This is a genomic window from Halomonas sp. GT, from assembly GCF_002082565.1.
Lineage (GTDB): Bacteria > Pseudomonadota > Gammaproteobacteria > Pseudomonadales > Halomonadaceae > Vreelandella.
This window is the reverse complement of the sequence record NZ_CP020562.1, coordinates 1,688,603-1,711,754: the sequence shown is the minus strand read 5'-3', so window position 1 is coordinate 1,711,754 and position 23,152 is coordinate 1,688,603. Positions and strand designations below refer to the sequence as shown.

23 protein-coding genes are annotated in these 23,152 nt (G+C 50.2%); 7 read left to right on the top strand and 16 right to left on the bottom strand.

Going from position 1 to position 23,152, the window contains the following annotated elements; translation table 11 throughout:
- Positions 1-196 precede the first annotated feature (196 nt).
- The gene (locus B6A39_RS07980) at positions 197-571 is read left to right on the top strand and encodes a phasin family protein (RefSeq protein ID WP_083003597.1); all 375 of its coding nucleotides are present in this window, start codon (positions 197-199) and stop codon (positions 569-571) included.
- 77 nt (positions 572-648) lie between these two features.
- Here B6A39_RS07980 and hda read toward each other — a convergent pair whose 3' ends face one another.
- Both hda and B6A39_RS07970 read right to left on the bottom strand, forming a co-directional pair.
- The gene (gene hda, locus B6A39_RS07975; protein WP_083003594.1) at positions 649-1,353 is read right to left on the bottom strand and encodes a DnaA regulatory inactivator Hda; all 705 of its coding nucleotides are present in this window, start codon (positions 1,351-1,353) and stop codon (positions 649-651) included.
- Complete coding sequence (locus B6A39_RS07970) at positions 1,350-2,462, bottom strand: AI-2E family transporter (protein WP_083003592.1); 1,113 nt, start codon at positions 2,460-2,462, stop codon at positions 1,350-1,352. The genes hda and B6A39_RS07970 overlap by 4 nt, the downstream gene beginning before the upstream one ends.
- 200 nt (positions 2,463-2,662) lie before the next feature.
- On the opposite strand from B6A39_RS07970, the gene purM reads away from it, so the two are divergent.
- Positions 2,663-3,730: a phosphoribosylformylglycinamidine cyclo-ligase gene (gene purM, locus B6A39_RS07965; protein ID WP_083003589.1), complete on the top strand. Its 1,068-nt coding sequence runs from the start codon at positions 2,663-2,665 to the stop codon at positions 3,728-3,730.
- Positions 3,727-4,473 carry a phosphoribosylglycinamide formyltransferase gene (gene purN / locus B6A39_RS07960; RefSeq protein WP_083003586.1) on the top strand — a complete coding sequence of 249 codons (747 nt, stop codon included), beginning with the start codon at positions 3,727-3,729 and terminating at the stop codon, positions 4,471-4,473. The genes purM and purN overlap by 4 nt, the downstream gene beginning before the upstream one ends.
- A gap of 76 nt (positions 4,474-4,549) precedes the next feature.
- Here purN and dcd read toward each other — a convergent pair whose 3' ends face one another.
- From dcd to cobA, 4 genes are all read right to left on the bottom strand, one after another.
- A complete protein-coding gene (gene dcd, locus B6A39_RS07955; RefSeq protein WP_009723443.1) occupies positions 4,550-5,116 on the bottom strand; it encodes a dCTP deaminase in 567 nt (188 codons plus the stop codon).
- 11 nt (positions 5,117-5,127) lie between these two features.
- Complete coding sequence (gene apbC, locus B6A39_RS07950; RefSeq protein ID WP_083003583.1) at positions 5,128-5,928, bottom strand: iron-sulfur cluster carrier protein ApbC; 801 nt, start codon at positions 5,926-5,928, stop codon at positions 5,128-5,130.
- 182 nt (positions 5,929-6,110) lie between these two features.
- Positions 6,111-7,235, bottom strand: coding sequence for a kinesin (locus tag B6A39_RS07945; protein WP_083003580.1), 1,125 nt, complete (start codon positions 7,233-7,235; stop codon positions 6,111-6,113).
- A 128-nt stretch (positions 7,236-7,363) separates the two neighbouring features.
- The gene (gene cobA, locus B6A39_RS07940) at positions 7,364-8,167 is read right to left on the bottom strand and encodes a uroporphyrinogen-III C-methyltransferase (protein WP_083007880.1); all 804 of its coding nucleotides are present in this window, start codon (positions 8,165-8,167) and stop codon (positions 7,364-7,366) included.
- 320 nt (positions 8,168-8,487) lie between these two features.
- On the opposite strand from cobA, the gene B6A39_RS07935 reads away from it, so the two are divergent.
- The 4 genes from B6A39_RS07935 to B6A39_RS07920 all read left to right on the top strand — a co-directional run bounded on the left by B6A39_RS07935 (position 8,488) and on the right by B6A39_RS07920 (position 12,681).
- Positions 8,488-9,387, top strand: a complete 900-nt coding sequence (locus tag B6A39_RS07935; protein ID WP_083003577.1) for a GGDEF domain-containing protein — start codon at positions 8,488-8,490, stop codon at positions 9,385-9,387.
- 29 nt (positions 9,388-9,416) lie between these two features.
- Positions 9,417-9,755, top strand: a complete 339-nt coding sequence (locus B6A39_RS07930) for a 4a-hydroxytetrahydrobiopterin dehydratase (RefSeq protein WP_083003574.1) — start codon at positions 9,417-9,419, stop codon at positions 9,753-9,755.
- Positions 9,756-10,946 carry an amino acid aminotransferase gene (locus B6A39_RS07925; protein ID WP_083003571.1) on the top strand — a complete coding sequence of 397 codons (1,191 nt, stop codon included), beginning with the start codon at positions 9,756-9,758 and terminating at the stop codon, positions 10,944-10,946.
- A gap of 250 nt (positions 10,947-11,196) precedes the next feature.
- Positions 11,197-12,681 (top strand): uracil permease, encoded by a 1,485-nt coding sequence (locus tag B6A39_RS07920; RefSeq protein ID WP_083003568.1) that lies wholly within the window; start codon positions 11,197-11,199, stop codon positions 12,679-12,681.
- A 6-nt stretch (positions 12,682-12,687) separates the two neighbouring features.
- Here B6A39_RS07920 and B6A39_RS07915 read toward each other — a convergent pair whose 3' ends face one another.
- From B6A39_RS07915 to trpA, 10 genes are all read right to left on the bottom strand, one after another.
- Entirely contained in the window at positions 12,688-14,022 is a 1,335-nt protein-coding gene (locus B6A39_RS07915) for an MATE family efflux transporter (protein ID WP_083007879.1), read from the bottom strand.
- A 162-nt stretch (positions 14,023-14,184) separates the two neighbouring features.
- Positions 14,185-14,769 carry a YceI family protein gene (locus B6A39_RS07910; RefSeq protein ID WP_083003565.1) on the bottom strand — a complete coding sequence of 195 codons (585 nt, stop codon included), beginning with the start codon at positions 14,767-14,769 and terminating at the stop codon, positions 14,185-14,187.
- 72 nt (positions 14,770-14,841) lie between these two features.
- Positions 14,842-15,396 carry a cytochrome b gene (locus tag B6A39_RS07905; protein ID WP_083003562.1) on the bottom strand — a complete coding sequence of 185 codons (555 nt, stop codon included), beginning with the start codon at positions 15,394-15,396 and terminating at the stop codon, positions 14,842-14,844.
- Positions 15,397-15,633: 237 nt separating this feature from the next.
- Positions 15,634-16,833 carry an O-succinylhomoserine sulfhydrylase gene (locus tag B6A39_RS07900; protein ID WP_083003559.1) on the bottom strand — a complete coding sequence of 400 codons (1,200 nt, stop codon included), beginning with the start codon at positions 16,831-16,833 and terminating at the stop codon, positions 15,634-15,636.
- A 61-nt stretch (positions 16,834-16,894) separates the two neighbouring features.
- The gene (gene purF, locus B6A39_RS07895) at positions 16,895-18,418 is read right to left on the bottom strand and encodes an amidophosphoribosyltransferase (protein WP_083003555.1); all 1,524 of its coding nucleotides are present in this window, start codon (positions 18,416-18,418) and stop codon (positions 16,895-16,897) included.
- 171 nt (positions 18,419-18,589) lie between these two features.
- Positions 18,590-19,180 carry a CvpA family protein gene (locus tag B6A39_RS07890; protein WP_083003552.1) on the bottom strand — a complete coding sequence of 197 codons (591 nt, stop codon included), beginning with the start codon at positions 19,178-19,180 and terminating at the stop codon, positions 18,590-18,592.
- 3 nt (positions 19,181-19,183) lie between these two features.
- Entirely contained in the window at positions 19,184-19,846 is a 663-nt protein-coding gene (locus B6A39_RS07885) for an SPOR domain-containing protein (protein WP_083003549.1), read from the bottom strand.
- A gap of 33 nt (positions 19,847-19,879) precedes the next feature.
- A complete protein-coding gene (folC, locus tag B6A39_RS07880) occupies positions 19,880-21,241 on the bottom strand; it encodes a bifunctional tetrahydrofolate synthase/dihydrofolate synthase (protein ID WP_083003541.1) in 1,362 nt (453 codons plus the stop codon).
- Complete coding sequence (gene accD / locus B6A39_RS07875; protein ID WP_083003538.1) at positions 21,234-22,253, bottom strand: acetyl-CoA carboxylase, carboxyltransferase subunit beta; 1,020 nt, start codon at positions 22,251-22,253, stop codon at positions 21,234-21,236. The genes folC and accD overlap by 8 nt, the downstream gene beginning before the upstream one ends.
- Before the next feature lie 90 nt (positions 22,254-22,343).
- Positions 22,344-23,147 carry a tryptophan synthase subunit alpha gene (trpA, locus tag B6A39_RS07870; RefSeq protein ID WP_083003536.1) on the bottom strand — a complete coding sequence of 268 codons (804 nt, stop codon included), beginning with the start codon at positions 23,145-23,147 and terminating at the stop codon, positions 22,344-22,346.
- Between the last annotated feature and the right edge of the window lie 5 nt (positions 23,148-23,152).

Below are 23,152 nucleotides of genomic sequence, written 5' to 3'. Positions count from 1 at the left end.
CAGCCACACTCACACGATATTTAAATCCACTTCACCGCAATGTTGCACTGCACAAAAACCCCTGTTATGCTGCAACGCAAGATAACTAGATATCAGCTGCGGTGAATACTTAACAAAACCGTTGCTGATCAACCAATACTAACGGCACCGTCAATCAATGGGCCGATTAGTAGGCAATGGAACAGGAGTGTTTACCATGCAAACATTTAACACCAACGAAATGACTCAGCAATTCGACAACATGTTCATGGCACCTGTGCGTGCATACATGACGCTAAGCATCGATTATTCTGAAAAAATGCTGAACGCACAGCTTGATGCTAACAAATCTTATGTAGATACCGGCATCGCCCAAATGCGTCAGCTGATGAGCGTGAAAGACGCTGACGGCCTGCGTAGCTACATGGAAGGTCAGCAGAAAGTGGCTAAAGAACTGGCTGAGCGTGTAAAAGGCGATGCAGATAAAGTCGTTGCTCTTCAGCAAGACTTCTTGCAGAAAGGCCAAAAGCTGACAGAAGACAATGTTAAGCAAGCGCAAGCTGCTGCTAGCAAAATGAGCAAAACTGCTTAATCTGTTACGGCTATTGACTTGCTGTCATTAAAACGCCCCTGCCAGTGATCTGGCAGGGGCGTTTTGCCAATTGCGCTTTACCAATTAAGAGCGGACTTGACGAAAGGGATAGTCAGTTTACGTTTAGCGGATAAAGATGCTTGATCAAGCGTCTCAAGTGCACGACACAAATCCCCTAGTTCACGCGGCCCACGGTGCATAATGTAGCGTCCTACGTCATCAGGCAACTGCATACCACGTACGTTGGCACGAAGCTTTAACGCCGCTAGGCGTTCGTTATCATCCAATGGATGCAGATGAAACGTGACTCCCCAGGTAAGCCTTGATGCCAGGTCAGGCAATGCAACATCTAACTGACGTGGAGACGTATTGGCGGCAATTACTAGAGCTTTTCCCGCATCACGCAGCCGATTAAAAGCGTGAAACAGTGCTTCTTCCCAACGCTTACGCCCTATCACATATTCAAGATCGTCAATGGCGACAAGATCCAAGCGCTCAATGTCCTCCAGCATCAGCGGAGGAAAATGACCTAGGTCTGCCAATGGAAGATAAAGTGCCCGCTTGTCAGCATCTGAAGCAGCGTGACAGGCCGCCTGTAAAAGATGACTACGACCACTGCCCGGCGCGCCCCATAAATATAAAAAAGGCTCAGCGTCAAACTCAAGCTGCCGACTCAAATACTCCATCAATGAAGCGTTTGATTCTGAGGCATAGTAATTATTAAAAGTCGCGTCGTCTCGCAACCCTACCCCAAGCGGTAGCTGTGCCGGTAATCGGCTCATGGTGACTCCCTTTCGTCGTGACGACCCAGTCCATCATTGTCATGTTGCTGTTCTATAGGACGTTGCTCGGCATCATAGAGAGCACTGCCTTTATAACGATCTTTAATTTCCCTCAAAAGCACCATAATGACCGCTGCTGCAGGCAATGCTAATAATACCCCCGTCAGGCCGAAAAGATGACCACCCGCCAGTACCGCAAAGATAACTGCGACAGGATGCAAACCGATTTTATCGCCTAACAGTTTAGGCTGAAGTATGACACTTTCTGCTGCTTGACCGATACCGAATACAGCGATTACACCCAGTACAGCCCACCATGTATCAAACTGGAAAAGCGCCACAATAAGTGCCACCACTAAACCCACAATAAAGCCTAGGAACGGCACAATACTGACAAGCCCCGATACAACACCAATCAACAGGCCGAAATTCAGCCCCATCAACGTAAGGCCCGCCGCATAAATAATGCCCAAACACAGCATAACCAGTAGCTGGCCACGCAGGAAAGCTGATAGAACTTCATCACAGCGCTGAGCCAAACGGGAAACATCACTTGTCCATTGACGAGGAACCAAATCAGCAAGACTAGAAATCAGCCTGTTCCAATCAAGTAGCAAATAGAACGTTACGACAGGAATTAGGGCAACATAGGTAACCCAGGAAACAAAAGCCATCCCAGAACGGCCTATTTGACTCAACGCCTGAGCTGCATAGCTACCTGCATCTCGCCAGTTTTCGATTAAAGTTTCTCTAACGTTCGTTAGCTCCGCGCCCAAGTCGTAACCCGTCCACTCCTGAACTTGTGGCGCTAATATGTTCTCAATCCAATTAAAGACACTCGGCAATGCCTCTCCCAGCTGTTTTGTTTGCTGAACAACCAGCGGAATCAAAATAAGCAGGCTTAAAATAAGGATCAGTAACAGGACAAAAAAGACGCTACTCACTGCCCAGGGCCGCTTCATGCCTAACCGCTGGAAATAATTAGCAAGCGGGTCAGCCAGATAGGCCAAAATTAAACCCGCAATAAATGGCATCAGTACCGCATCTAATAAGTACAGGCAGCCCACCAACACCACCAAAAAAACAACGCCCCACCATGAATGTCGCATGCTCTTTATATCCCTCCTGGAAAGATGGTTAGCGCCCTTAGCGTACTGAATAGTAACAAAAGTAGCGTATTGAACATCGGTTAACGCCGCACATCGATGCGACATACGTCTCTGGGTGTTACAATCCGTTCCGTTATCGCCCCAGCACTGGCCATTTCGCCAGCACTACCCGCACTGCTATAGGCTTCACAGGATCTGTCATGACCGATACCTCCACTTCTCAGGCCACTCCCTCACTCAGCTATAAAGACGCAGGTGTCGATATTGATGCCGGCAACGCGCTAGTTGATCGCATCAAACACGTTGCCAAACGCACAACACGCCCTGAAGTCATGGGTGGCCTTGGCGGGTTTGGCGCACTGTGTGAGCTTCCCGCTGGTTATAAGCAGCCAGTCTTGGTATCCGGCACGGATGGTGTCGGCACTAAGCTACGTCTTGCCATGGACCTTGGTAAGCATGACACCATTGGTATTGACCTTGTCGCTATGTGTGTCAACGATTTGATCGTTGCCGGTGCCGAACCGCTGCTATTCCTTGACTACTATGCCACGGGTAAGCTGGACGTGGATATCGCCGCAGATGTCGTGACCGGCATTGGCGCTGGTTGCGAACTGGCTGGTTGCGCATTAGTTGGTGGCGAAACTGCCGAAATGCCCGGCATGTACGAAGGCAATGACTATGACTTGGCAGGCTTCTGCGTAGGTATTGTTGAGAAGGCCGATATTTTAGACGGCAGCAAGGTAGCCGAAGGCGATGTATTGCTGGGGCTTGCTTCTTCTGGCCCGCACTCTAATGGCTACTCGCTGATTCGCAAAATCCTGGAAGTTAGCAACACTTCACTCAATGACACTGTAGATGGGCAGCCACTTGGCGACGCGTTAATGGCGCCGACGCGTATTTATGTGAAGTCGTTGCTGTCGATGATGCGCGGCACAGATATTCCCGTTCACGCGCTCTCCCATATTACGGGTGGTGGTTTACTGGAAAACATTCCCCGTGTTCTACCCGACACCCTCGCTGCCCACGTCGATCTTTCTACCTGGCAGCGTCCAGAAGTATTTAACTGGTTACAAGCCCAAGGCAATGTCAGTGAAACCGAAATGCACCGCGTACTGAACTGCGGCATCGGCATGGTGGTTGTAGTACCCCAGGCCCAAGCTGAAGACGCTATGGAGCACCTGCAAGCTCAAGGCGAGACCGTTTACCGAATTGGTCAGATTATTCAGCGCCAGGAGGAAGCCGTCGTATTGGAGAACCTTCGCGCATGAGCAGTACCGACTTCAATAACGGCACGTTCAACGACACCATAAACGACATGGCACCAGAACCAACAGCCGCACGACGTATTGTGGTATTGATTTCCGGCAGTGGCAGTAATTTACAGGCGCTCATTGACGCGCAAAGCCATGATCGACTTGGCGGTGAAATCGTCGCGGTTATTTCTAATGAGCCGGATGCCTATGGCTTGAAGCGCGCCTTGGAAGCGGACATTGAAGCTGTTGCGCTACCACACCGTGAATATGACAGCCGCGATGCTTACGACGGAGCGTTGATCAAAGTCATCGAACGCCATGAGCCTGACCTGATTGTTTTAGCAGGCTTTATGCGCATTCTGACGCCCCGCTTTGTGCAGCGTTTTTTAGGCAAAATGCTCAATATCCATCCGTCTTTGCTTCCGGCTTATCAAGGGCTAAATACTCACGCTCGAGCGCTGGCAGACGGTGTCAAACAGCATGGCTGTAGCGTGCATTTTGTCACTGAAGAGCTAGACGGTGGGCCTGTTGTGCTACAAGCAGAACTGAACGTTTCAAATGAAGATACCGTTGAGACGCTTAAGGAAAAGGTGCACGCTCGTGAACACCTTATCTACCCAATTGCCGTTCAGTGGTTCTTGCAAGGCCGTCTACAGTATAACGCTGAAAACGCCACCATGGATGGGCATCCCCTTCCCCCACATGGTATGCGGCTCTCACACACAGATGCTGCAGAAGAGCTAGACGAAAATACGTAAACGTTACTGGCCTGACCATAAAAAAACGCCTTACCGCTATTAGCGAGTAAGGCGTTTTTCGCTTGGCTTGCAAACATTAAGTGCGAGGCAGCGTAACGCCTCGTTGCCCCATATATTTGCCGCCACGATCTTTATAAGATGTTTCACACACCTCATCAGATTCAAGGAACAGCATCTGAGCTACCCCTTCATGCGCGTAGATCTTGGCGGGCAGATTGGTAGTATTTGAAAACTCAAGCGTCACATGCCCTTCCCACTCTGGCTCAAGCGGCGTTACGTTGACAATAATGCCGCAGCGCGCGTAAGTGGATTTTCCAAGGCAAATCGTCAGCACACTGCGAGGAATACGAAAGTACTCTACCGTTCGTGCTAATGCGAAGGAGTTTGGCGGGATAATACACACATCGCCCTTAATATCGACGAAGCTTTTGTCATCAAACGCTTTTGGGTCGACAATGGCCGAATGTATGTTGGTAAACACTTTAAATTCATCGGCGCAGCGAACGTCGTAACCGTAGCTCGACGTGCCGTAAGAAATCACGCGCTGATCATTCACATAGCGCACCTGCTCAGCTTCAAACGGTTCAATCATGGCATCGCTCTGTGCCATGCGACGAATCCACTTATCAGATTTAATACTCATTTGTTACGTCATCACTCGCTAAAAGAAATAGTCGGACCACCGCTATGGCTAGCATTTACCGATTGCGCTACTTGGTGGGCAATGTCTGCAAACGTGCGGCTCACTGAGCTATCGGGTTCGGAAATTACGCTGGGGCGTCCAGAGTCAGCTAACTCACGAATAGACAGCGTTAACGGCAACCGCCCAAGAACGGTTGTATCGTACTCTTCTGCAATGAGATCACCGCCACCAGTCCCAAAAATTGCCGCTTCGTGGCCACAATTTTCACAATGGTACAGGCTCATGTTCTCCACAACGCCTAGTACTGGCACATTGACCTTGCGGAACATCTCTATGCCTTTGCGGGCATCAAGGAGCGCAATATCCTGGGGCGTGGTTACAATCACAGCACCTGAAACAGGCACTTTTTGCGCCAGTGTCAGTTGAATATCGCCAGTACCTGGCGGCATATCAATCAGCAGGAAATCCAGGTTATCCCATTGAGTTTGTGTCAGCATTTGCTGAAATGCACCAACTACCATCGGACCACGCCATACCATTGCCTCACGGGTGTTAACCATAAAGGCCATCGACATCGCTTGCAGGCCGTGCGCCTCTAGCGGCAGGAACTTATTGTCATCTGCCGCCTGAGGACGTACACCCTCTTTAACACCCAACATTTGCGCTTGGCTAGGACCGTAAATATCAGCATCCAGTACGCCAACACGATAGCCCTGAGCAGAGAGTGCTAGTGCCAAGTTCACAGTAACGGTCGATTTGCCGACACCACCTTTCCCGGATGCCACTGCTACTATATGTTTTACGCCGTCCATCAATGGCACTCCTATCTTTTACGATCAACCTTTTGCGGCCAATCTTTTGCGACCAGTCTTTCCGTGGTTTTAATGATACTCCTAGGCGGCCTATTTCTAAACCAACATGCAAAAAGCGGATGCAGGGGGTGCCTACATCCGCTTTATTGCGCTAGCAATTAGCGCACGCTCAGGTGTATGGATTAGTTACTGTTTTGTTGGTCCTGCTCTTCAGAACTGACCTCTTCAGCCTGCTCAGAATCATTTGAATCAGCGTTGTCACTCTGCTCATCAGTCAGAGAAGGCACTTCGTCATTCGCTGCATCGCTTACATGTAAGCGACTCTCCAAAGATGAGAGCTCATCACGCCAATCACTAAGCTGGGTTTCCAGGCGTGCCAGTTGCTCTTCACGGGCTTCAATATCACTCTCAACGTTGGCCACTTCTTCACGACCAATATCTAGCGCAACCATAAGATCATCCATCTCAGTGCGCACTTGGTCGAGGCTTTGCTGCTCTTCATCACGTAGCTCGGTTAACGAATCAACATCGCTTTGCAACTCATCCCGCTCACTGGTGAGGGAGTCACGCTCGCTTTGTAAATCCTCAAGTTCACTTTGAACTGTAGAAACTTCTTCCTCAATACCGGTCAGTTGTTCGTTTGATTCGCTAATCTGAGCCTCTAAGCTCGACAACTCCTCTTGAGCGGCATTTAGCTCGTCTACGGCTTCCTGGCGCTCCTGCTCAGCTTGCTGACGAGCTGACTCAGCTTCTTGGCGAGCTTCTTCGGCACTTTGACGAGCTTCTTCAACTTCCTGGCGAGCAGACTCAGCCTCATCACGCGCGCTTACCACCTGATCACGTTCTTCTTTAAGTGATTGCAAGTCGGCTTCAGCGCTTTCTACTTGCTCACTTAACGTATCCACTTCTTGCTGAAGGTTATCACGCTCAGCTTCTAACTCCTCAAGATGAGATTGCACCGCACTCGTATCGCGCTGAGCTGACTCAAGATCACTTTGTGACTGGGCTTGCTGCTCTTCCAGCGACGCCATTTCTTCACGCATCGCACTTAAATTGGTCTCAGCTTGTTCAACTTCAGCAATTCGCTGGCTGAGCTCGCTATTATCTTGTTCAACGCTTGCTAGCTGGCCTTCTAGCGTCTCGACGCGTTCTTGCCGAGTGCCTGAATTAGATTGCGCCATGATTGCCCAGATAACAGCAATAGCGGCAATGCCAGCAATGCCTTTGACACGGTTGTCCTTAAAAAGCGTTTTCATGTCCGGCTTGCTCGCCGACGCTTGATTATCCGAGTGGTTTGCTTCTGACATACTGCGTCCCTCTCTTCTTTATAGGCTACCGATATCAGCAGCGTTGATAGGCCATTAACACCTGACATTCCTTTACTAGCATACACATTTAGCAACATCTAGCCAGTGATCAACGTAAACGGTTATGACTAACGATTCATACTATTACCCGCTTCTTGATTAGTCTGGTGTTTACCTTCTTTAAAGCCTATCGCATCCGCAGCGGTAACCTCAAACCAAGAAAGCTTGGCGTGTAATTCTACAACGCTGCCAATAATCAATAACGCAGGTGGTTTAATTTCACCCTGCTGAAATGCTTCAGGCAACAGTTGCAAACACCCAATATGCGTTCGTTGATGCTTTGTGGTACCTTGCTCAACAAGCGCCAACGGTGTGCTGGGAGCAAGACCGTGGTCTATCAACGCCACGCAAATGGCTTCTAAGTTACTCAGCCCCATGTAAAATACCAAGGTTTGTCCAGGGCGAGCTAACGCTTGCCAATCAAGCGTATTCTCTCCATGTTGCAAGTGGCCAGTGACTAAGCGAACCGACTGCGCATGATCTCGGTGTGTCAGAGGAATGCCCGCATAGGCTGCACAACCGGATGCCGCGGTAATACCCGGGATGACTTCTACCGCCACGTTTTCAGCCACTAGCGTTTCTAATTCTTCTCCACCTCGACCAAAAATAAAGGGATCCCCTCCCTTGAGACGCACAACTTGCTTACCTTGCTTGGCCCAAGCCACCAATGTTTGGTTAATTTCATTTTGAGGGACGCTGTGCGACGCCTTCGCCTTGCCAACATAAAACCGCTCAGCCTCAGGTCTAATCAAGGCTAGCACTTCATCGCTTACGAGGCGGTCGTAGAGCACCACTTCAGCTGCCAGAAGCCGCTTATAAGCTTTTAACGTCAATAGCTCTGGGTCCCCTGGACCAGCACCTACTAAACTCACTAAACCAGCACTCACTTTTTGAACGCTGACTGCATGATCTGTTTGCACAGTGACGTCTTTTTCTTCGCTCAAAGAAACACCCCGAAAATAAAAATTAATTTAATATTCAAAAAAGCAATATAACTTTTGGTTTCTTGCCAATACTTCAACAGTAGACACTTAATCGTTAAACGCCACTTAAATTCTTTTTTTGAATATACATATATCAATTAATTTTAAAAAAAGATGGAATTGTCAGCAATAGCTTACATATTAGTTACGTTTTTAGGGCTAATCTTCACGATTAACTTTTATTTGGCATATGCTTTGGAGCCTCACGCATGCCCGTGAATGATTCAGTCCCAGTACTACACAGTACTGATAGCCTGATATCCCAGATACCTGGGGTTATTTTTCAATTCTATCGATCACATTGCGGCCGTATGCATTTTCCCTATCTTGAAGGTGGGGGCGAAGCGCTAGTTCACATTGATCGACAACAATTAGCACATGATGCTGGCCAGCTAATTGAACATTTAACCGGTCACGATCATCCCAAAATAATGTCATCTATTGAGCGCTCTGCGCGCTGGATGCTACCGCTTACTACCCGCTTCAGACTTCCATTTCCTAAAGGAAAACCACACTGGATTGCGGTAAGTGCTAACCCCTCCCCAACACCCACTGGGGTTCGCTGGGACGGCATCATGATGGACATTACTGATCAAGTCGCTGAAGAGCAGCGACTAAGAAAGCTCTGCGATACCGACCCATTAACGGGCTTGCCTAACCGACGCAAACTTATGGTGCACTTAACGCACCTAGCCTCACTGAGCACGCGGCATGGGACGCCTCTATCTATCATGATGGTAGATATAGATCATTTTAAACAGCTCAATGATCGCTGGGGACACTTGCAGGGCGATAGCGTACTTGAACAGCTTGCCGTCCAAACTCAGCAACTACTCCGCTGCGAAGATATGGTTGCAAGGCTTGGCGGTGAAGAGTTTATGGTCGTGTTGCCGCTTACACCGCTGCAACAATGCCATAAACTCGCTGACCGTCTCCGACATGCCATCGCAAGCTACGATTTTGGAATTGGTGCTGGCCAAGTAACGGTGAGCATTGGTGTAGCGGAGTATCGGTGCGGTGAGCCTTTAGCCAACTTGATAGAGCGCGCAGATCAAGCTTTATACAGTGCCAAAGAGGTTGGTCGTGACTGTGTATGCCTTCTACCCTGATAAGAGCAATATTAAAAAGGAGGCAACATATGACAACCCTTGCTCAAACCACCTGTGAACCCTGCAGTAGCAATGCCATACCGCTAACTTATAGCGCATGCCAACCCCATCTAGAAGCGCTTTCAGAGTGGCAGATTGTTGATCACGATGGCATCATGAAGCTGACGAGACAGTTTACGTTTCGCAACTTTGCTGATGCCCTGGCATTTACCCAGCGCGTCGGCGACTTAGCAGAGCAGGCTGGGCACCACCCTGTCATTGTTACTGAGTGGGGTAAAACCACCGTCACGTGGTGGTCCCATGCAATAAAGGGCCTGCATCTTAATGATTTCATTCTTGCCGCCAGAACCGACGAGGTAGCCGAATAAATGTTTGAGCAAATTGAGCGAGTCCCAGGAGATGCCATTCTCGGGCTGATCGAAGCTTTCAAAAAAGACACCAATCCGCAGAAAGTCGATTTAGGGGTTGGCGTTTACCGCGATGCACAAGGCAATACGCCGGTCATGCGTGCTGTCAAGGAAGCAGAAGCTCGCCTGCTCAAGAATGAAACCACCAAGACCTATATTGGCTCTCATGGTGCCCCTGCTTACGGTGATGCTGTGCTGCCTATGGTATTAGGTGCGGATTCTTCCGTATTGAAAGCCAACCGCGCGAGCGCTACTCAGTCTCCCGGTGGAACAGGTGCACTGCGCTTAGCCGCTGACTTTATTGCTCACCAGCTTCCTGGAAAAGGAATCTGGGTCAGCGATCCTACTTGGCCAAATCATCACGGTATTTTCACCGCGGCAGGCATCGAACTTCATAAATATCCTTACGTTGATGCTGACAACCGCCTTGATTTCAACGGCATGTTAGCAGCGCTGAAAAAAATTCCTGAAGGCGACGTTGTGGTGCTACACGCCTGCTGCCACAACCCGACGGGCTTTGATCTCTCTAAAGATCAGTGGAATGAAGTAATGGCGGTACTGAGCGAGCGTAAACTGCTGCCATTGGTTGATTTCGCTTATCAAGGGTTCGGTGAAGGGTTGGACGAAGATGCCTATGGTGTTCGTCTACTGGCCGAGAACCTTGATGAAGTCATCATCACGAGTTCCTGCTCGAAGAACTTTGGTATTTACTGCGAACGCACTGGCTGCTTAATCCTAATTGCAAAAGACGCTGAGCAAATGGAAAACGTTCGCTCTCAAGCAGCTATTGTTGCCCGTGAGAACTATTCTAATCCGCCCGCCCATGGCGGTGCGATTGTTAGTGAAATTCTCCACGACGCTGAGCTGTCTGCAATGTGGCGTGAAGAGCTAACCGAAATGCGGGATCGCATTAATACGCTGCGTCGTGATTTCGTTGAGGCCCTTAAACCTTACGGCCTTGATGATAAGTACGCATGCGTTGCAGAGCAGCGCGGCATGTTCTCTTACACCGGCTTAACACCGGAGCAAGTAGACCGCCTACGTGATGAGTTCGGTATTTACATGGTGCGCTCTGGCCGTGCCAACGTTGCAGGATTCTCGCACGAGAATTTACCTTACCTCGCTAAGGCCATCGCTGCGGTTAACGAATAACGCCAATTTGTTGGTAACGGTAGTAACAACTGCTAAAACGCCCAGGCAATTTGCCTGGGCGTTTTTGTAGATGAGTTGAAGATAAGCAACTGAACATACAAGCGATTGTTATGTACAATTGCGCGCTTGCCGCCAGAGCCTGGGGCGCCCGTGCGGCGTCTGCTACAACGCAATGCTTGACCGATCAGTCAAACCTTCGGCACACTCAGCATAGCCTTGTATACAACACACCATAACTAAGAGGCCTAACATGGCGGCTGCCGGCACTCACTATCCGTGGTACAAGAAAGAAGATACCGACGCGTTCTTCGCGCTGTTTCAAAACAATATTGCCAACTTTGTCATTATTGCGATCACCATGCTGGGCATGGGATTCCCCACCTCTATTGTTTATGGCCAAGTGTTGCCTGGCGCTGCAGTGGCAGTCATGGCAGGCAATTTTTATTACGCATGGAGTGCCGCTAGACTTGCACGAAAGGAAAACCGCAGTGATGTCACCGCGCTCTCCTACGGCATCTCTACCCCGGTCATGTTTGTGTTTCTATTCGGCGTATTGCTTCCTGCCAAACAGTTAACGGGTGATGCCGAATTAGCCTGGAAAGTTGCCGTCGCCGCCTGTTTTATTAGTGGCGCAATAGAAGCTTTGATTAGCATTATTGGCCGCTGGGTGCAGTATCACTTGCCGCGGGCTGCCATGTTGGGTGCTGTGGCTGGCGTCGCACTGACCTTTATTGCCGGTGAGATGCTGTTTAAAACCTTGGAAATGCCTATCATCGGACTTCTGGTGCTCGGCATTATCATTGTTGGTCTTGTGGCACGCGTCAGCATGCCGTTTAAGCTACCGACATCGCTATTTGCCATTGTGGTTGGAACCGCAATGGCGTACTTGATTGGCGATGCAGGCAGCGAACGTTTCAGCGATGCATTTACCCACCTAGGCTTTTACCCTTTGCTACCCAATCTGGCATGGTATGAAGGCCTAGGATTGTTGTTTACCGGCATGTTAGCCGTACTTACCGTCGTGCTACCCATCACTCTCTACAACGCTATTGAAACCATGAATAATGTGGAAGCAATGGAAGCAGCTGGCGATAAATACGATGTGCGTGAGTGTCAAGCAGTTGACGGGGCAGGCACGATGATCGGTGCGCTGTTTGGCGGCGTATTCCCGACAACTGTTTATATCGCAACGGTAGGTGCGAAATGGATGGGCGCAGGACGAGGCTACAGTATTTTGAACGGTGCTGTTTATGCGCTCGCCACCATGTTTGGCCTTATCGCTGCCTTAGCGGCCATTATTCCGGTCTCGGTAGTGGCCCCTATCTTAGTATTTGTGGGCATGTCGATGATTGCTACTGCGTTTCAAGCCAACGATACCCGCTACTACCCAGCGATTGCTCTGGCGATGCTCCCTTACTTTGCCAACTACGTGATGACACGTTTTAACCGAGGCGCTGGTGAAGTCGTCAGCGATATTTCAAGTGCCATTGTTGTCATGGGGCAAGGTGCGATGTTTATGGCCATCTTCTTAGGGGCAATGACAGTGTCGGTGATTGACCATCAGTTCCGGCGCGCAGCCGCATTTGCCGCCATTGCGGCAGGCTTCTCGTTTGTAGGACTGATGCACGCTCCAAAACTGGCCTTTAACGCGGCGCCTGAATTTGTCATGGGTTACTTGGGCATGGCATTACTATTTATGTACTTCTCGTTCCAGGAAGCCCCTAAGAAGCACTAAATTACATTATTTGCTGAACCCCGCCTGCCGATGCGGGCGGGATAAAATGCGCTTGAGCACTATCCAAGCAACAATGCCTGCCAACACATTACCCACTGCTGCGCCAGCGGCTAAGCCTGTCCATCCAAACAACTGCGCACCCAACCATAAGCAAGGTAGATAGCAAATAAACAATCGTGCACTCGAAAGCAACATCGCCCTAAGGGGCCAGCCGAGAGCGTTACCTGCAGATACCACCAGCATACACACACCCAATGCGGCATAACTTGGCAACAAAAAACGAATTAGAAGCGCGAGTTCACTTTGCACCTCCTGGTTTCCAGCTAACACCATAGCCACCCAGGGAGAAGCCAGCGCCAGTAACAGCCCCAGGCTGAGCTGCCATATCAACGCGACATTCACTGCCAAGCGCATCAACTGCTGAATCTGTCCCCAGTCGCCCGCCCCATAGCAACGGCCAAGCCAAGGTGGTAGTGACATCGTCATCGCTAAAATCACCATCAGCGAAACCGTTTCAAGGCGGCTTGCAAGCCCCCAGGCCGCTACCTGGGTATCCCCCAAGCCAGCAACAGCCGCGATTGCCAACATTGCCGCCAGTGGCGGCATCAGCTGGCTAACCATAGCGGGAGCAGCAATACCGGTAAAGAGCCGCCACGAGCGCCCGGCTTCCTGCCATAGCGCGGTAGTCATCGTCCATTGCCGACGCTTTAGCTTGATGCTGCTAAATAAAAGCCCGACAGAAAAAGCGATGGCGGTCGCCCAAGCTGCACCTGGCAATCCCCACCCTTGCCAAGAACCGACGCCAAAAATAAACAGCGGATCCAGCCCCAGGTTGATAAGACTGCTAAGCACCATCATCTTACCTGGCAGCCGTGTATCGCCATGGGCACGAAATACGCTATAGACAAAATAGAGCAGTGCGCCTAGCCAAGCCGAAAATAGCTGTGGTCCCCAGTAAGCGTGAATATAGACCAGCGCCGTATCATCGGCACCTAATAGCCTAAATATGGGCACTTGAAGAAACCAGAGCAATACGACTAGTAGGCCAATGACAAGCCCACCGGCAATTAGCACTAGGCTACTTAACCGCTTCGCCCTCCCCTCTTCTCCAGCCCCTAGGGCGCGGGAAATAAGCGCTGCAATCGCGATCCCCATTCCCACCTGAATACCAATAATCAGAAATGATAAAGGAAAGGTGAATGACTGAGCGGCCAAGGGCGCTGTTCCCAAACGGGCAATAAAAGCACTATCTACAAGCTGGAAACCCAATAGCGCCAACACGCCAATGGCCATCGGCCACGTTTGACGCCATAAGGTTATCGCCAACTCGCGTTGCTGCATAACGACCGCTGCCAAAGAAAACTCCTCAAAACAGAGTGGGTAACGATAAACGCTTCGTAGTTCAGACGGCTTACACCGTGCGAGATGTAAGTTAGATGTGGCGCCGAACGCAAAAGCGCCATCACCCAGACAAGGGTGATGGCGCTTTCTGCTTACTTTCGCTTACTGACGAATGCCTTCAAAGGTCACGTAAAGTTCCAGTTCGTGCATCGTTTCTGGGAAATCGCTCATATCAATGCCGAAATCACCCAGCGTCAACATGGTGCTGCCTTCAAAACCTGCACGGTAATTGCCCCAGGGGTCATCACCTTCGCCCATCAAGGTAACAGGCATTTCAATTTCCTGTGTCTCTCCATGAAGCGTTAGCTCACCGGTTACGACACCTTCATTTTCACCGGTTGATTCAAAACCTGTTGAAGTGAAAGTTGCCGTGGGGTATTCATCAGCGTCAAGAAAATCGCTACTCAAGAAATGACGATCACGCTCTGCATGATTAGTGTTTAGGCTACTCACCTGCACTTCCATTTCTACAGAAGAGGCTTCTAAATCTTCTGGGTCATAAGAGAATTGACCGTCAAACTCTTCGAAAGTACCCAGAATATAGGAAAAGCCGAGATGGTTTATTTTGAATTGAACAAAGGCGTGCTGGCCTTCAGTATCAATTTGATATTCTGCTGCTTGCGCTTGGCTGAACGTCGCTAGCGAAGCGGCGGCAATTGCAGTAGCAAAAGCGGTTTTCTTTAACATCGTGGAAATCTCCTTTATTTTCCTAATAAACACTACGAGCAAACTATCAGCGCAGTGGACAAAAAAATTCCATTATCGCTTACGGCCATGAGCAGGATTAACCATTCGAACAAGTGTTGAATGACGATCCCACCAATGATGCTTCATAGCGGCTAGCGCGTGCCCTGCAGCCAGTACCATAAGAGCCAGGGCGCTGTACCAGTGAACATCGCCTGCTAGACTGGCTTGATTAGGAAGCCCGTGAAGCAGCGCTGGCACTTCAAACCAATCAAATACATTAATTCCGCGCCCGTTGGCGGTAGAAATTAAATAGCCACTAACAAGCACTAACAATAACAAGACATACAACATTATGTGGCCAGCATGGGCAGCTAGACGTTCAAAGCGCCCACCCTCTGCATGAGGCGTTGGCTGAATTACGCGCCATATCAAGCGAGCAAAGGTTGCTATTAACAACAGAATACCAATCGAGCGATGCACCCACGGTGCTTGGTTATACCATGTATCGTAGTAGCCAAGATCTGTCATCCACCAACCTAAAGCAAACAACCCTACAATTGTTAGTGCACTTAGCCAGTGAAGAGCAATACTAATGACTCCCCAACCACTCTGCGTGTTCCGCCACATCCTTGATTTCCTCATTTACAACAGCGATAGCTCATGCCCGCTGTAAGCACATACTTATATAAAGCATACCGTCTTGCTAATCAAAACACTGCTGAAAAAAGCAGAACACACCATTCGTAAAAAACGTTTGTTAAAAACCATTCGTAAAAAGCCGTATTAAAAACAATAACGTTAGCCAAACAAGCAATAAAAAACCGGCCATGGATGGCCGGATTATCAAAACGATATGTGAATCGCTCAGCTAGCCGCCAAAGCATCCAGGCCAGCGGCAAGATCATGCTGAATATCAGCTTGGCTTTCCAACCCTACCGCTACGCGAATCAGCCCTGGCGTGATGCCCGCAGCATCTTTCTGCGCATCAGAAAGACGCCCATGGGTGGTGGTAGCCGGATGGGTAATCGTCGTTTTAACATCCCCTAGATTGCCAGTGATGGACAACATGCGCGTTGCATCAATCACTTGCCAGGCTCCCGCCTGCCCTCCTTTCACTTCAAAACCCAACACGGCACCAAACCCTTGCTGCTGTTTTTTGGCAAGCGCATGCTGAGGGTGGGCTTCCAAACCACTGTAATACACTTTATTAACGGCCGGGTGTTCATCTAGCCAGCGCGCTAGGGTCAGTGCATTTTCACAATGCGCTTTCATGCGTAACGATAAGGTTTCAAGACCTTTGGTGAAAATCCATGCATTAAAGGGACTAAGGCAAGGCCCGCAGGTTCGCACAACACCAAACACTTCCTCCAACACGTCATGTTTACCAACAACCGCTCCACCCACAGCACGGCCCTGGCCATCCAGATACTTCGTTGCGGAATGAATGACTAAGTCGGCTCCAAGTGCAAGTGGCCGCTGAAGTGCCGGTGTTAAGAAGCAGTTATCAATCGCCAAAAGTGCACCACTACGGTTAGCAAGTTCGGCTAATGCTGGAATATCCGCGACTTCCGACAATGGATTAGAAGGAGTTTCAGCAAACATCAGTTTGGTATTTGGACCGATCGCCTCTTCCCAGGCAGAAACGTTAGACAACTCTACATAGCGAGTCGAAATGCCAAATTTTCCCAGGTACTTGTCAAACAAGCTCACGGTAGAACCAAACAGAGAACGCGATGCAACGATTTCATCGCCAGCACTTAGCAATGCCAATGCCGTCGATAAAATGGCCGACATACCCGAGCTCGTTGCCACACATCGCTCGCCACCTTCAAGCGCCGCCAAACGGCGCTCGAAGGTATGAACAGTAGGGTTTGTAAAGCGCGAATAGACGTTACCCGGCTCTTGCCCTCCAAACTTGCGTGCAGCTTCAGCCGCGCTTTCGTAAACAAAGCTTGAAGTTGGAAAAATGGGCTCGGCATGCTCTTGCTCAAACGTGCGGTGATGGCCCGCACGAATGGCCAGGGTCTCTAGCGACCACTCATCCTGGTGACTATCATCATGCATGGCTGAGCACCTTGTTTAAAAACGTCAATAAAATCGTAAGACGAGCTGTCAATACGTGGCCTTAGTCATCAAGATCATCATCATCTTGATTATGCATATCCACTAGCGCATGGTCGCCCGCACTTTGATCTTTGGCGGCGTCGTTACGGCTCGCTTCAAGCACTGCCAAATAGGCATCGTCAATATCCCCAGTGACGTAGTTGCCATCGAAAACAGAGCAATCAAACTCCTCCATTTCGGGGTTAACGTCTCGACAAGCAGCTTTCAAATCTTCTAAATCCTGATAGAAAATTCGATCTGCACCAATCAACTGGCCAACTTCTTCTTCCGTGCGGCCATGGGCGATCAGCTCTTTTGCCGCAGGCATATCAATGCCATAAACGTTGGGGTAACGAACGGGCGGCGCTGCAGAAGCAAAGTACACTTTACGCGCTCCTGCATCGCGTGCCATTTGAATAATCTGTTTGCAGGTGGTTCCGCGCACAATGGAGTCATCTACCAACAGTACATTCTTGCCTTTGAATTCGACGTCAATGGCGTTCAACTTCTGACGTACCGATTTTTTACGCTGAGTCTGGCCCGGCATGATGAACGTACGGCCGATATAGCGGTTCTTCATGAACCCTTCACGATAGGTCACACCCAAGTGCTGTGCCATCTCAAGGGCAGAGGTGCGTGACGTATCAGGAATCGGAATGACGACGTCGATATCGTGATCAGGCCACTCGTTGAGAATGCGGTCGCCAAGTTTGCGCCCCATCTGCATACGGGTGCCGTATACATAGGCACCATCAAGAATAGAATCGGGGCGCGCCAGATATACATGTTCAAAAATACAGGAGCGCAACACAGGACGATCAGCACATACCTGAGTGTGAATCTGTCCCTGCATGTCAACGAAAATCGCCTCACCAGGCGAAAGATCACGCTCCAGCTCAAAGCCGCCTACATCGAGGGCAACGGATTCCGAAGCAATCATGACATCCTGGCCCTCGTCACTTTGGCGAGTACCGAAAACTACTGGACGAATACCATGAGGATCCCGAAATGCCACCATGCCAAAACCGTTAATGATCGCGACCGCCGCGTAGCCGCCTTTGCAGCGCCGGTGCACTCTACGAACGGCATCAAAAATATCCTCAGCTTCTAGGTGCAAGCCCTGCTTGCCCAGCTCATGAGCAAATACGTTTAGCAGCACTTCAGAGTCAGAGCTGGTATTGATGTGGCGAAGATCTGTCGAGAAAAGTTCCTGCTTTAACTGCTCAGAGTTAGTCAGGTTACCGTTATGAGCCAGCGCAATACCATAGGGCGAGTTGACATAAAACGGCTGAGATTCAGCTTCACTAGAGGAACCAGCGGTTGGATAACGTACGTGGCCAATACCAAGGTTACCTTTTAGGCGAGCCATGTGGCGGGTATGAAACACATCTCGAACCAACCCGTTACTCTTGCGCAGTAGAAAGCGTCCCTCGCTCCAAGTCATCATGCCGGCAGCGTCCTGGCCCCGATGCTGAAGTACGGTCAGAGCATCGTAGATTCCCTGATTTACCGCCTGCTTGGCCAGAAGGCCCACTATACCGCACATTCAAGTTACCTCGCTTTAGTGCCATGGTTTACCGTAGCAAACCCGTACGTTCATCAAACGAATGTGAGCCACTGTCTATTTCTCGATCGCAAGAGCGAGCATTGGTAGACAGTAGCTAACTGTATTACTAACTAAACATCGCGTAGCGTAGCGCCAACATAAGTAATGCACTCATTGGCTACTATTCTCACTTGTTGGCGTAAAAGGCTGTGGAACTAGCTCTTCCTGGGCACGAAAATCTGGCAACGATATGTCACGAAGCGAGCCAGGTGCCTGGGGCAGCTCCCGCTCCCACTGGTCTAACTGGCTTACCGCCCAATCGCGTAGCTCAATAAACGTTGGTCGTAACTCAGCTTCTTGCCAAGCCTGTAGCTCAGCTAAGGGAGTTAACGTAATAAGGACGGTGGCTACCAATAAAATAACAGCACCACGGGCAAGCCCAAAGGCGGCACCAGCAAAGCGGTTGAGCAACCCCATACCAACCCACTCTACCGCCGCGTGCACAAGGCGAATCACAATTCCACAAAGTAAAATGACCGCAAAAATCACTAAAATAAATGCCAATACCAAGCGAGCATCGAAACTATCGATGAACCCACTCATCAGATCCGCTACAGGTTCTGCCAGCACTCGCGCGACCATTAGTGCAACGACCCACGCAGCTAGACCGAGAGCTTCTCTGACAAATCCGCGCATAAAGCCTGCTAGCATGGAAAGTGCCAGCACCGCTAAAAAAAGCGCGTCTATCCAAGTAAGTGCCATACGTTAGTCTCTTACCCGCACTAACAAACCCTGCACATTGGCACGCTGCTTAATAATCGACATCGCAGACTCACCGTCTTCAGACGTTGAATAAGGCCCAACATAAACAGAGGTGAGGTTGTTATCACGCTCTCGCAAGTAAGTGCTAAACCCCGCCTGGGCAAGCTGTTCGCTTAAACGCCGCGCGTTACCCGCATCACCAAAGCTTCCTACTTGAACTGCCCACTCGCCTTGGGAAGAAGACGTTGGGCCAGCAGCATTCGATGACTCACTAGGCGAGCTAGTAGAAGAACTTGAAGACGCGTTATTGCGGTTATTCGTAGCCATTAACTCAGCAATCGGGTCATTTTCTTCAGCACTCTGAGCATTAGAGCTACTGGCTTGGTCAGTTTGTGGCTGCCTTGGATTGGCATCAATTGGCACACTATTCACCGCACTATCTACAGAGCTATCCTCGTTTGATGACGAAGACGTATTGATGGATGAAGGCATTTCCGGGACCGGAACATCTTGCTGTGTTGCCTCAACAGGCTGCTCAATAACAAACGTAGGCTGAGGGCGTTCTTCTCTTGGAGCAGGATCACTCATCAACCACGGCACGAAAATCGCCAGCAGCGCGAGCAAAATGACAATACCACTGATGCGTTCCGTTTTACCGTATTTCATATCCCTCTCCATCAAGCTTAGCGAGCACAACGGTTAGGCTGATTTAGCTTGCGGCAGTGTCATTTCCAACAGGGCCGCAACTGTAAAAAACGAGCCGGTAACTAACACCCGGTCAGAGGATGCCAACTGTTCAGCCATGATCTGCACCCCGGCCTCTGGAGAACTCGCGCAATGATAAACACGCCCACCGAGAAACGTAATACGTGCCGCTAGGTCTTCGGCTGAGCGACCACGTTCACCCTCTAACGTCACACATACCCAGTCGGTAATGCGCGGCAACAAAGCGCTAATAACACCATCAGCGTCTTTATCATTTAGCATGCCGATCAGCGCCCACTGCCGACCACCTTGAGGCACCCATGGGAGTCGCTTAGCTACATAATCAGCTGCATGGGGATTATGCCCAACATCCAGGCACCACTGCCCTATCCACTGCATACGCCCTGGCACTTGCACCTCATGAAGCGCACGACGGCATGCATCTGCATTGACCACTAATCCACTAAGTATAAGGGCTTGGAGAGCTGTTGCCGCATTATCAATTGGCAAACCGGGATCAGGAAGGCCTGTCAGAGTAATAGGCTCTCTTTGACAAGTCATTCCACTCCAGCGCCATTCAGGCTGAGTATCAGCACTTAAATCAACTGCAGGGTCTGAGTCATGATTAGCAGAATGGCTAAAAGCCTCACCGAGACAGTAAACAGGAGCAGCAATCGCATCGGCAGCCGCTGCCACACTGCTGGGAAGCAGTCGACTGCCCAACACAGCGGGTTTTGAAGCACGAAAGATGCCTGCTTTTTCACGCCCAATCTGCGCAATATCAGATCCAAGAAAATTGGCATGATCCTGAGCAATGGTGGTGACTATAGCAACGTCTGCATCAATGATATTAACGGCATCTAATCGTCCACCCAGACCAACTTCGAGCAGCGCTAAGTCGAGGTTTTCCTGTGCTAAGCACCAAAGGGCACACAGCGTTCCCGCCTCAAAATAGGTTAAGCTAATTTCAGGCGCTTGCAGCCTTGCGGCCTCTACCTGAGAAAAACCAGCAATTAGCTGCAGATCATCAACATGGGCACCATTGATCGTCACGCGTTCGTTATAGCGCACTAGATGGGGCGAAGTATAAGTACCCACCCGTAAACCGTGGGCACGTGCGATAGCATCCATCATGGCAAGGGTTGACCCCTTGCCATTAGTACCCGCCACCGTAATCACCCGTGTTGCAATCGGGTGGGTTAACAACCCCATGCGCTGGGCAACTTCTGCTACGCGGTCAAGCCCCATATCAATCCCTACTGGGTGCAGGGTTTCAAGGTAATGCAACCATTCGGTTAAAGACCCAGGGGTTGAAGAGTCAGAAGCTAAAGATTCAGGGGCTATAGACTTAGACATTGCGGGTCGAATCGTCGCTCTTAACAGTACTGGCTTCGCTATGCGTTTCGGGCGTATCAATGTCTACTGCATTTGCAGCATCGGCTACAGGCTCTTCATCAACCACCGGTTCATTAACCGATGCATCATCACTGACACCACCTTCAGTAGGCAGCGCGATATTATGGGTCAGCTTACGCAGCACACCACCAACACGAGCACGCATTTCATGACGATGCACGATCATATCTACCGTGCCGTGCTCAAGCAGAAATTCACTGCGCTGAAAACCTTCCGGCAGCGTTTCGCGTACGGTTTGCTCAATAACCCGCGGGCCAGCAAAACCAATCAGAGCGTTTGGCTCTGCAATATTTAGATCACCCAACATCGCAAGCGATGCTGATACACCACCGAACACCGGGTCAGTCAGAACGGAGATATAAGGCACGCCCGACTGTTTAAGCTTTTCAAGTGCTGCTGACGTTTTAGCCATTTGCATCAATGAAAACAGCGCTTCCTGCATCCTTGCACCGCCAGAAGCAGCAAAGCAAATCAGTGGAAGCCGTTCTTCGAGAGCTATGGTCGCGGCGCGGACGAATTTCTCGCCAACAACCGCCCCCATTGAACCGCCCATGAAGGTAAACTCAAAGGCCACCGCAACAACCGGAAGTCCGTCTAGCTCACCACGCATAGCGATCAGCGCATCTTTCTCGCCGGTTTCTTTTTGGGCAGCCGTTAAACGGTCTTTGTATTTTTTAGAGTCGCGAAATTTCAAGCGATCATTAGGCTCAATCTCAGCCGCAATCTCTTGTCGACCCTCTTTATCCAAAAACCAGTCCAAACGTTTACGCGCAGTCAACCGTAAATGATGGTCGCACTTGGGGCAGACGCTATGGTGCTTCTCAAGCTCAGGGAGATAGAGAACCGCTTCGCACTTGGGACATTTACGCCAGAGGCCATCGGGCACGCTGGCGCGACGGTCTTTACGCTGGATACGCCCCATGGAGGGCACAATCTTGTCTAACCAGCTCATATCAAAAAGTTTCCGTGTACGTCATGCTTAGCAACGCCAAGCTTGATGAGTGTCGTCAATCAATTCAGTGTAGACGATGAGGGAATGCGCTTAGGCATCCATCGCGGTGCGCATTTCGCCCAACACGCTTTTAAGCTGACCAGCAATGGTTTCAGGTGCGTCAACGCTCTCTGCAATGCGGTTCACTAGCGCACTGCCAACAATCACACCATCAGCGACTTTCGCCACTTCAGCGGCCGTCACACCATCGCGGATACCGAAGCCAACACATAGTGGCAAATCGGTCATTTCACGCAAGGGGGCGAGATGCTCAGCCACATCGTCAGCATTGAGTGTAGCAGCACCGGTAACGCCCTTAAGCGAAACATAATAGAGATAGCCCTCACCGTGGGCGCATATTGTAGCGGCACGAGCATTGGAAGTGGTAGGCGCAACTAAGAAAATCGCTGCTAAATCGCGGGCTTTTAATAGCGGGCCGAACTCATCAGCTTCTTCAGGCGGCATATCTACTACCAGCACGCCATCAACGCCAACGCTTGCCGCTTTATCAGCAAACGTTTCATAGCCAATCCGCTCTATCGGATTGAGATACCCCATCAACACGATAGGCGTTGTAGCATCCACTTGGCGGAACTCAGCGACCATATCCAGCAGGTCAACCAAGCGAGTGCCCTGCTTAAGTGCGCGCTCACAGGCTTTTTGAATCACCGGGCCGTCGGCCATTGGGTCTGAAAACGGCACGCCGAGTTCAATAATATCAGCGCCCGCTTCTACCAGGGCATGCATAAAGCCCACGGTATACTGTGGTGCGGGGTCACCGGCGGTAATATAAGGAATCAGGGCCTTACGACCCTGCTCTTTTAATTCGGAAAAACGCTGGTCAATACGGTTCATGCTAG

What these genes read in the sequence shown, in the direction of transcription:
- accD (WP_083003538.1), bottom strand. Translation starts at nt 22,253, where the DNA reads ATGAGCTGGTTAGACAAGATTGTGCCCTCCATGGGGCGTATCCAGCGT.
- B6A39_RS07970 (WP_083003592.1), bottom strand. Translation starts at nt 2,462, where the DNA reads ATGCGACATTCATGGTGGGGCGTTGTTTTTTTGGTGGTGTTGGTGGGC.
- B6A39_RS07930 (WP_083003574.1), top strand. Translation starts at nt 9,417, where the DNA reads ATGACAACCCTTGCTCAAACCACCTGTGAACCCTGCAGTAGCAATGCC.
- B6A39_RS07915 (WP_083007879.1), bottom strand. Translation starts at nt 14,022, where the DNA reads ATGCAGCAACGCGAGTTGGCGATAACCTTATGGCGTCAAACGTGGCCG.
- B6A39_RS07980 (WP_083003597.1), top strand. Translation starts at nt 197, where the DNA reads ATGCAAACATTTAACACCAACGAAATGACTCAGCAATTCGACAACATG.
- B6A39_RS07935 (WP_083003577.1), top strand. Translation starts at nt 8,488, where the DNA reads ATGCCCGTGAATGATTCAGTCCCAGTACTACACAGTACTGATAGCCTG.
- B6A39_RS07925 (WP_083003571.1), top strand. Translation starts at nt 9,756, where the DNA reads ATGTTTGAGCAAATTGAGCGAGTCCCAGGAGATGCCATTCTCGGGCTG.
- B6A39_RS07910 (WP_083003565.1), bottom strand. Translation starts at nt 14,769, where the DNA reads ATGTTAAAGAAAACCGCTTTTGCTACTGCAATTGCCGCCGCTTCGCTA.
- B6A39_RS07890 (WP_083003552.1), bottom strand. Translation starts at nt 19,180, where the DNA reads ATGGCACTTACTTGGATAGACGCGCTTTTTTTAGCGGTGCTGGCACTT.
- B6A39_RS07905 (WP_083003562.1), bottom strand. Translation starts at nt 15,396, where the DNA reads ATGTGGCGGAACACGCAGAGTGGTTGGGGAGTCATTAGTATTGCTCTT.
- B6A39_RS07885 (WP_083003549.1), bottom strand. Translation starts at nt 19,846, where the DNA reads ATGAAATACGGTAAAACGGAACGCATCAGTGGTATTGTCATTTTGCTC.
- B6A39_RS07920 (WP_083003568.1), top strand. Translation starts at nt 11,197, where the DNA reads ATGGCGGCTGCCGGCACTCACTATCCGTGGTACAAGAAAGAAGATACC.
- B6A39_RS07945 (WP_083003580.1), bottom strand. Translation starts at nt 7,235, where the DNA reads ATGTCAGAAGCAAACCACTCGGATAATCAAGCGTCGGCGAGCAAGCCG.
- purN (WP_083003586.1), top strand. Translation starts at nt 3,727, where the DNA reads ATGAGCAGTACCGACTTCAATAACGGCACGTTCAACGACACCATAAAC.
- trpA (WP_083003536.1), bottom strand. Translation starts at nt 23,147, where the DNA reads ATGAACCGTATTGACCAGCGTTTTTCCGAATTAAAAGAGCAGGGTCGT.
- purF (WP_083003555.1), bottom strand. Translation starts at nt 18,418, where the DNA reads ATGTGCGGTATAGTGGGCCTTCTGGCCAAGCAGGCGGTAAATCAGGGA.
- B6A39_RS07900 (WP_083003559.1), bottom strand. Translation starts at nt 16,833, where the DNA reads ATGCATGATGATAGTCACCAGGATGAGTGGTCGCTAGAGACCCTGGCC.
- hda (WP_083003594.1), bottom strand. Translation starts at nt 1,353, where the DNA reads ATGAGCCGATTACCGGCACAGCTACCGCTTGGGGTAGGGTTGCGAGAC.
- folC (WP_083003541.1), bottom strand. Translation starts at nt 21,241, where the DNA reads ATGTCTAAGTCTATAGCCCCTGAATCTTTAGCTTCTGACTCTTCAACC.
- purM (WP_083003589.1), top strand. Translation starts at nt 2,663, where the DNA reads ATGACCGATACCTCCACTTCTCAGGCCACTCCCTCACTCAGCTATAAA.
- apbC (WP_083003583.1), bottom strand. Translation starts at nt 5,928, where the DNA reads ATGGACGGCGTAAAACATATAGTAGCAGTGGCATCCGGGAAAGGTGGT.
- dcd (WP_009723443.1), bottom strand. Translation starts at nt 5,116, where the DNA reads ATGAGTATTAAATCTGATAAGTGGATTCGTCGCATGGCACAGAGCGAT.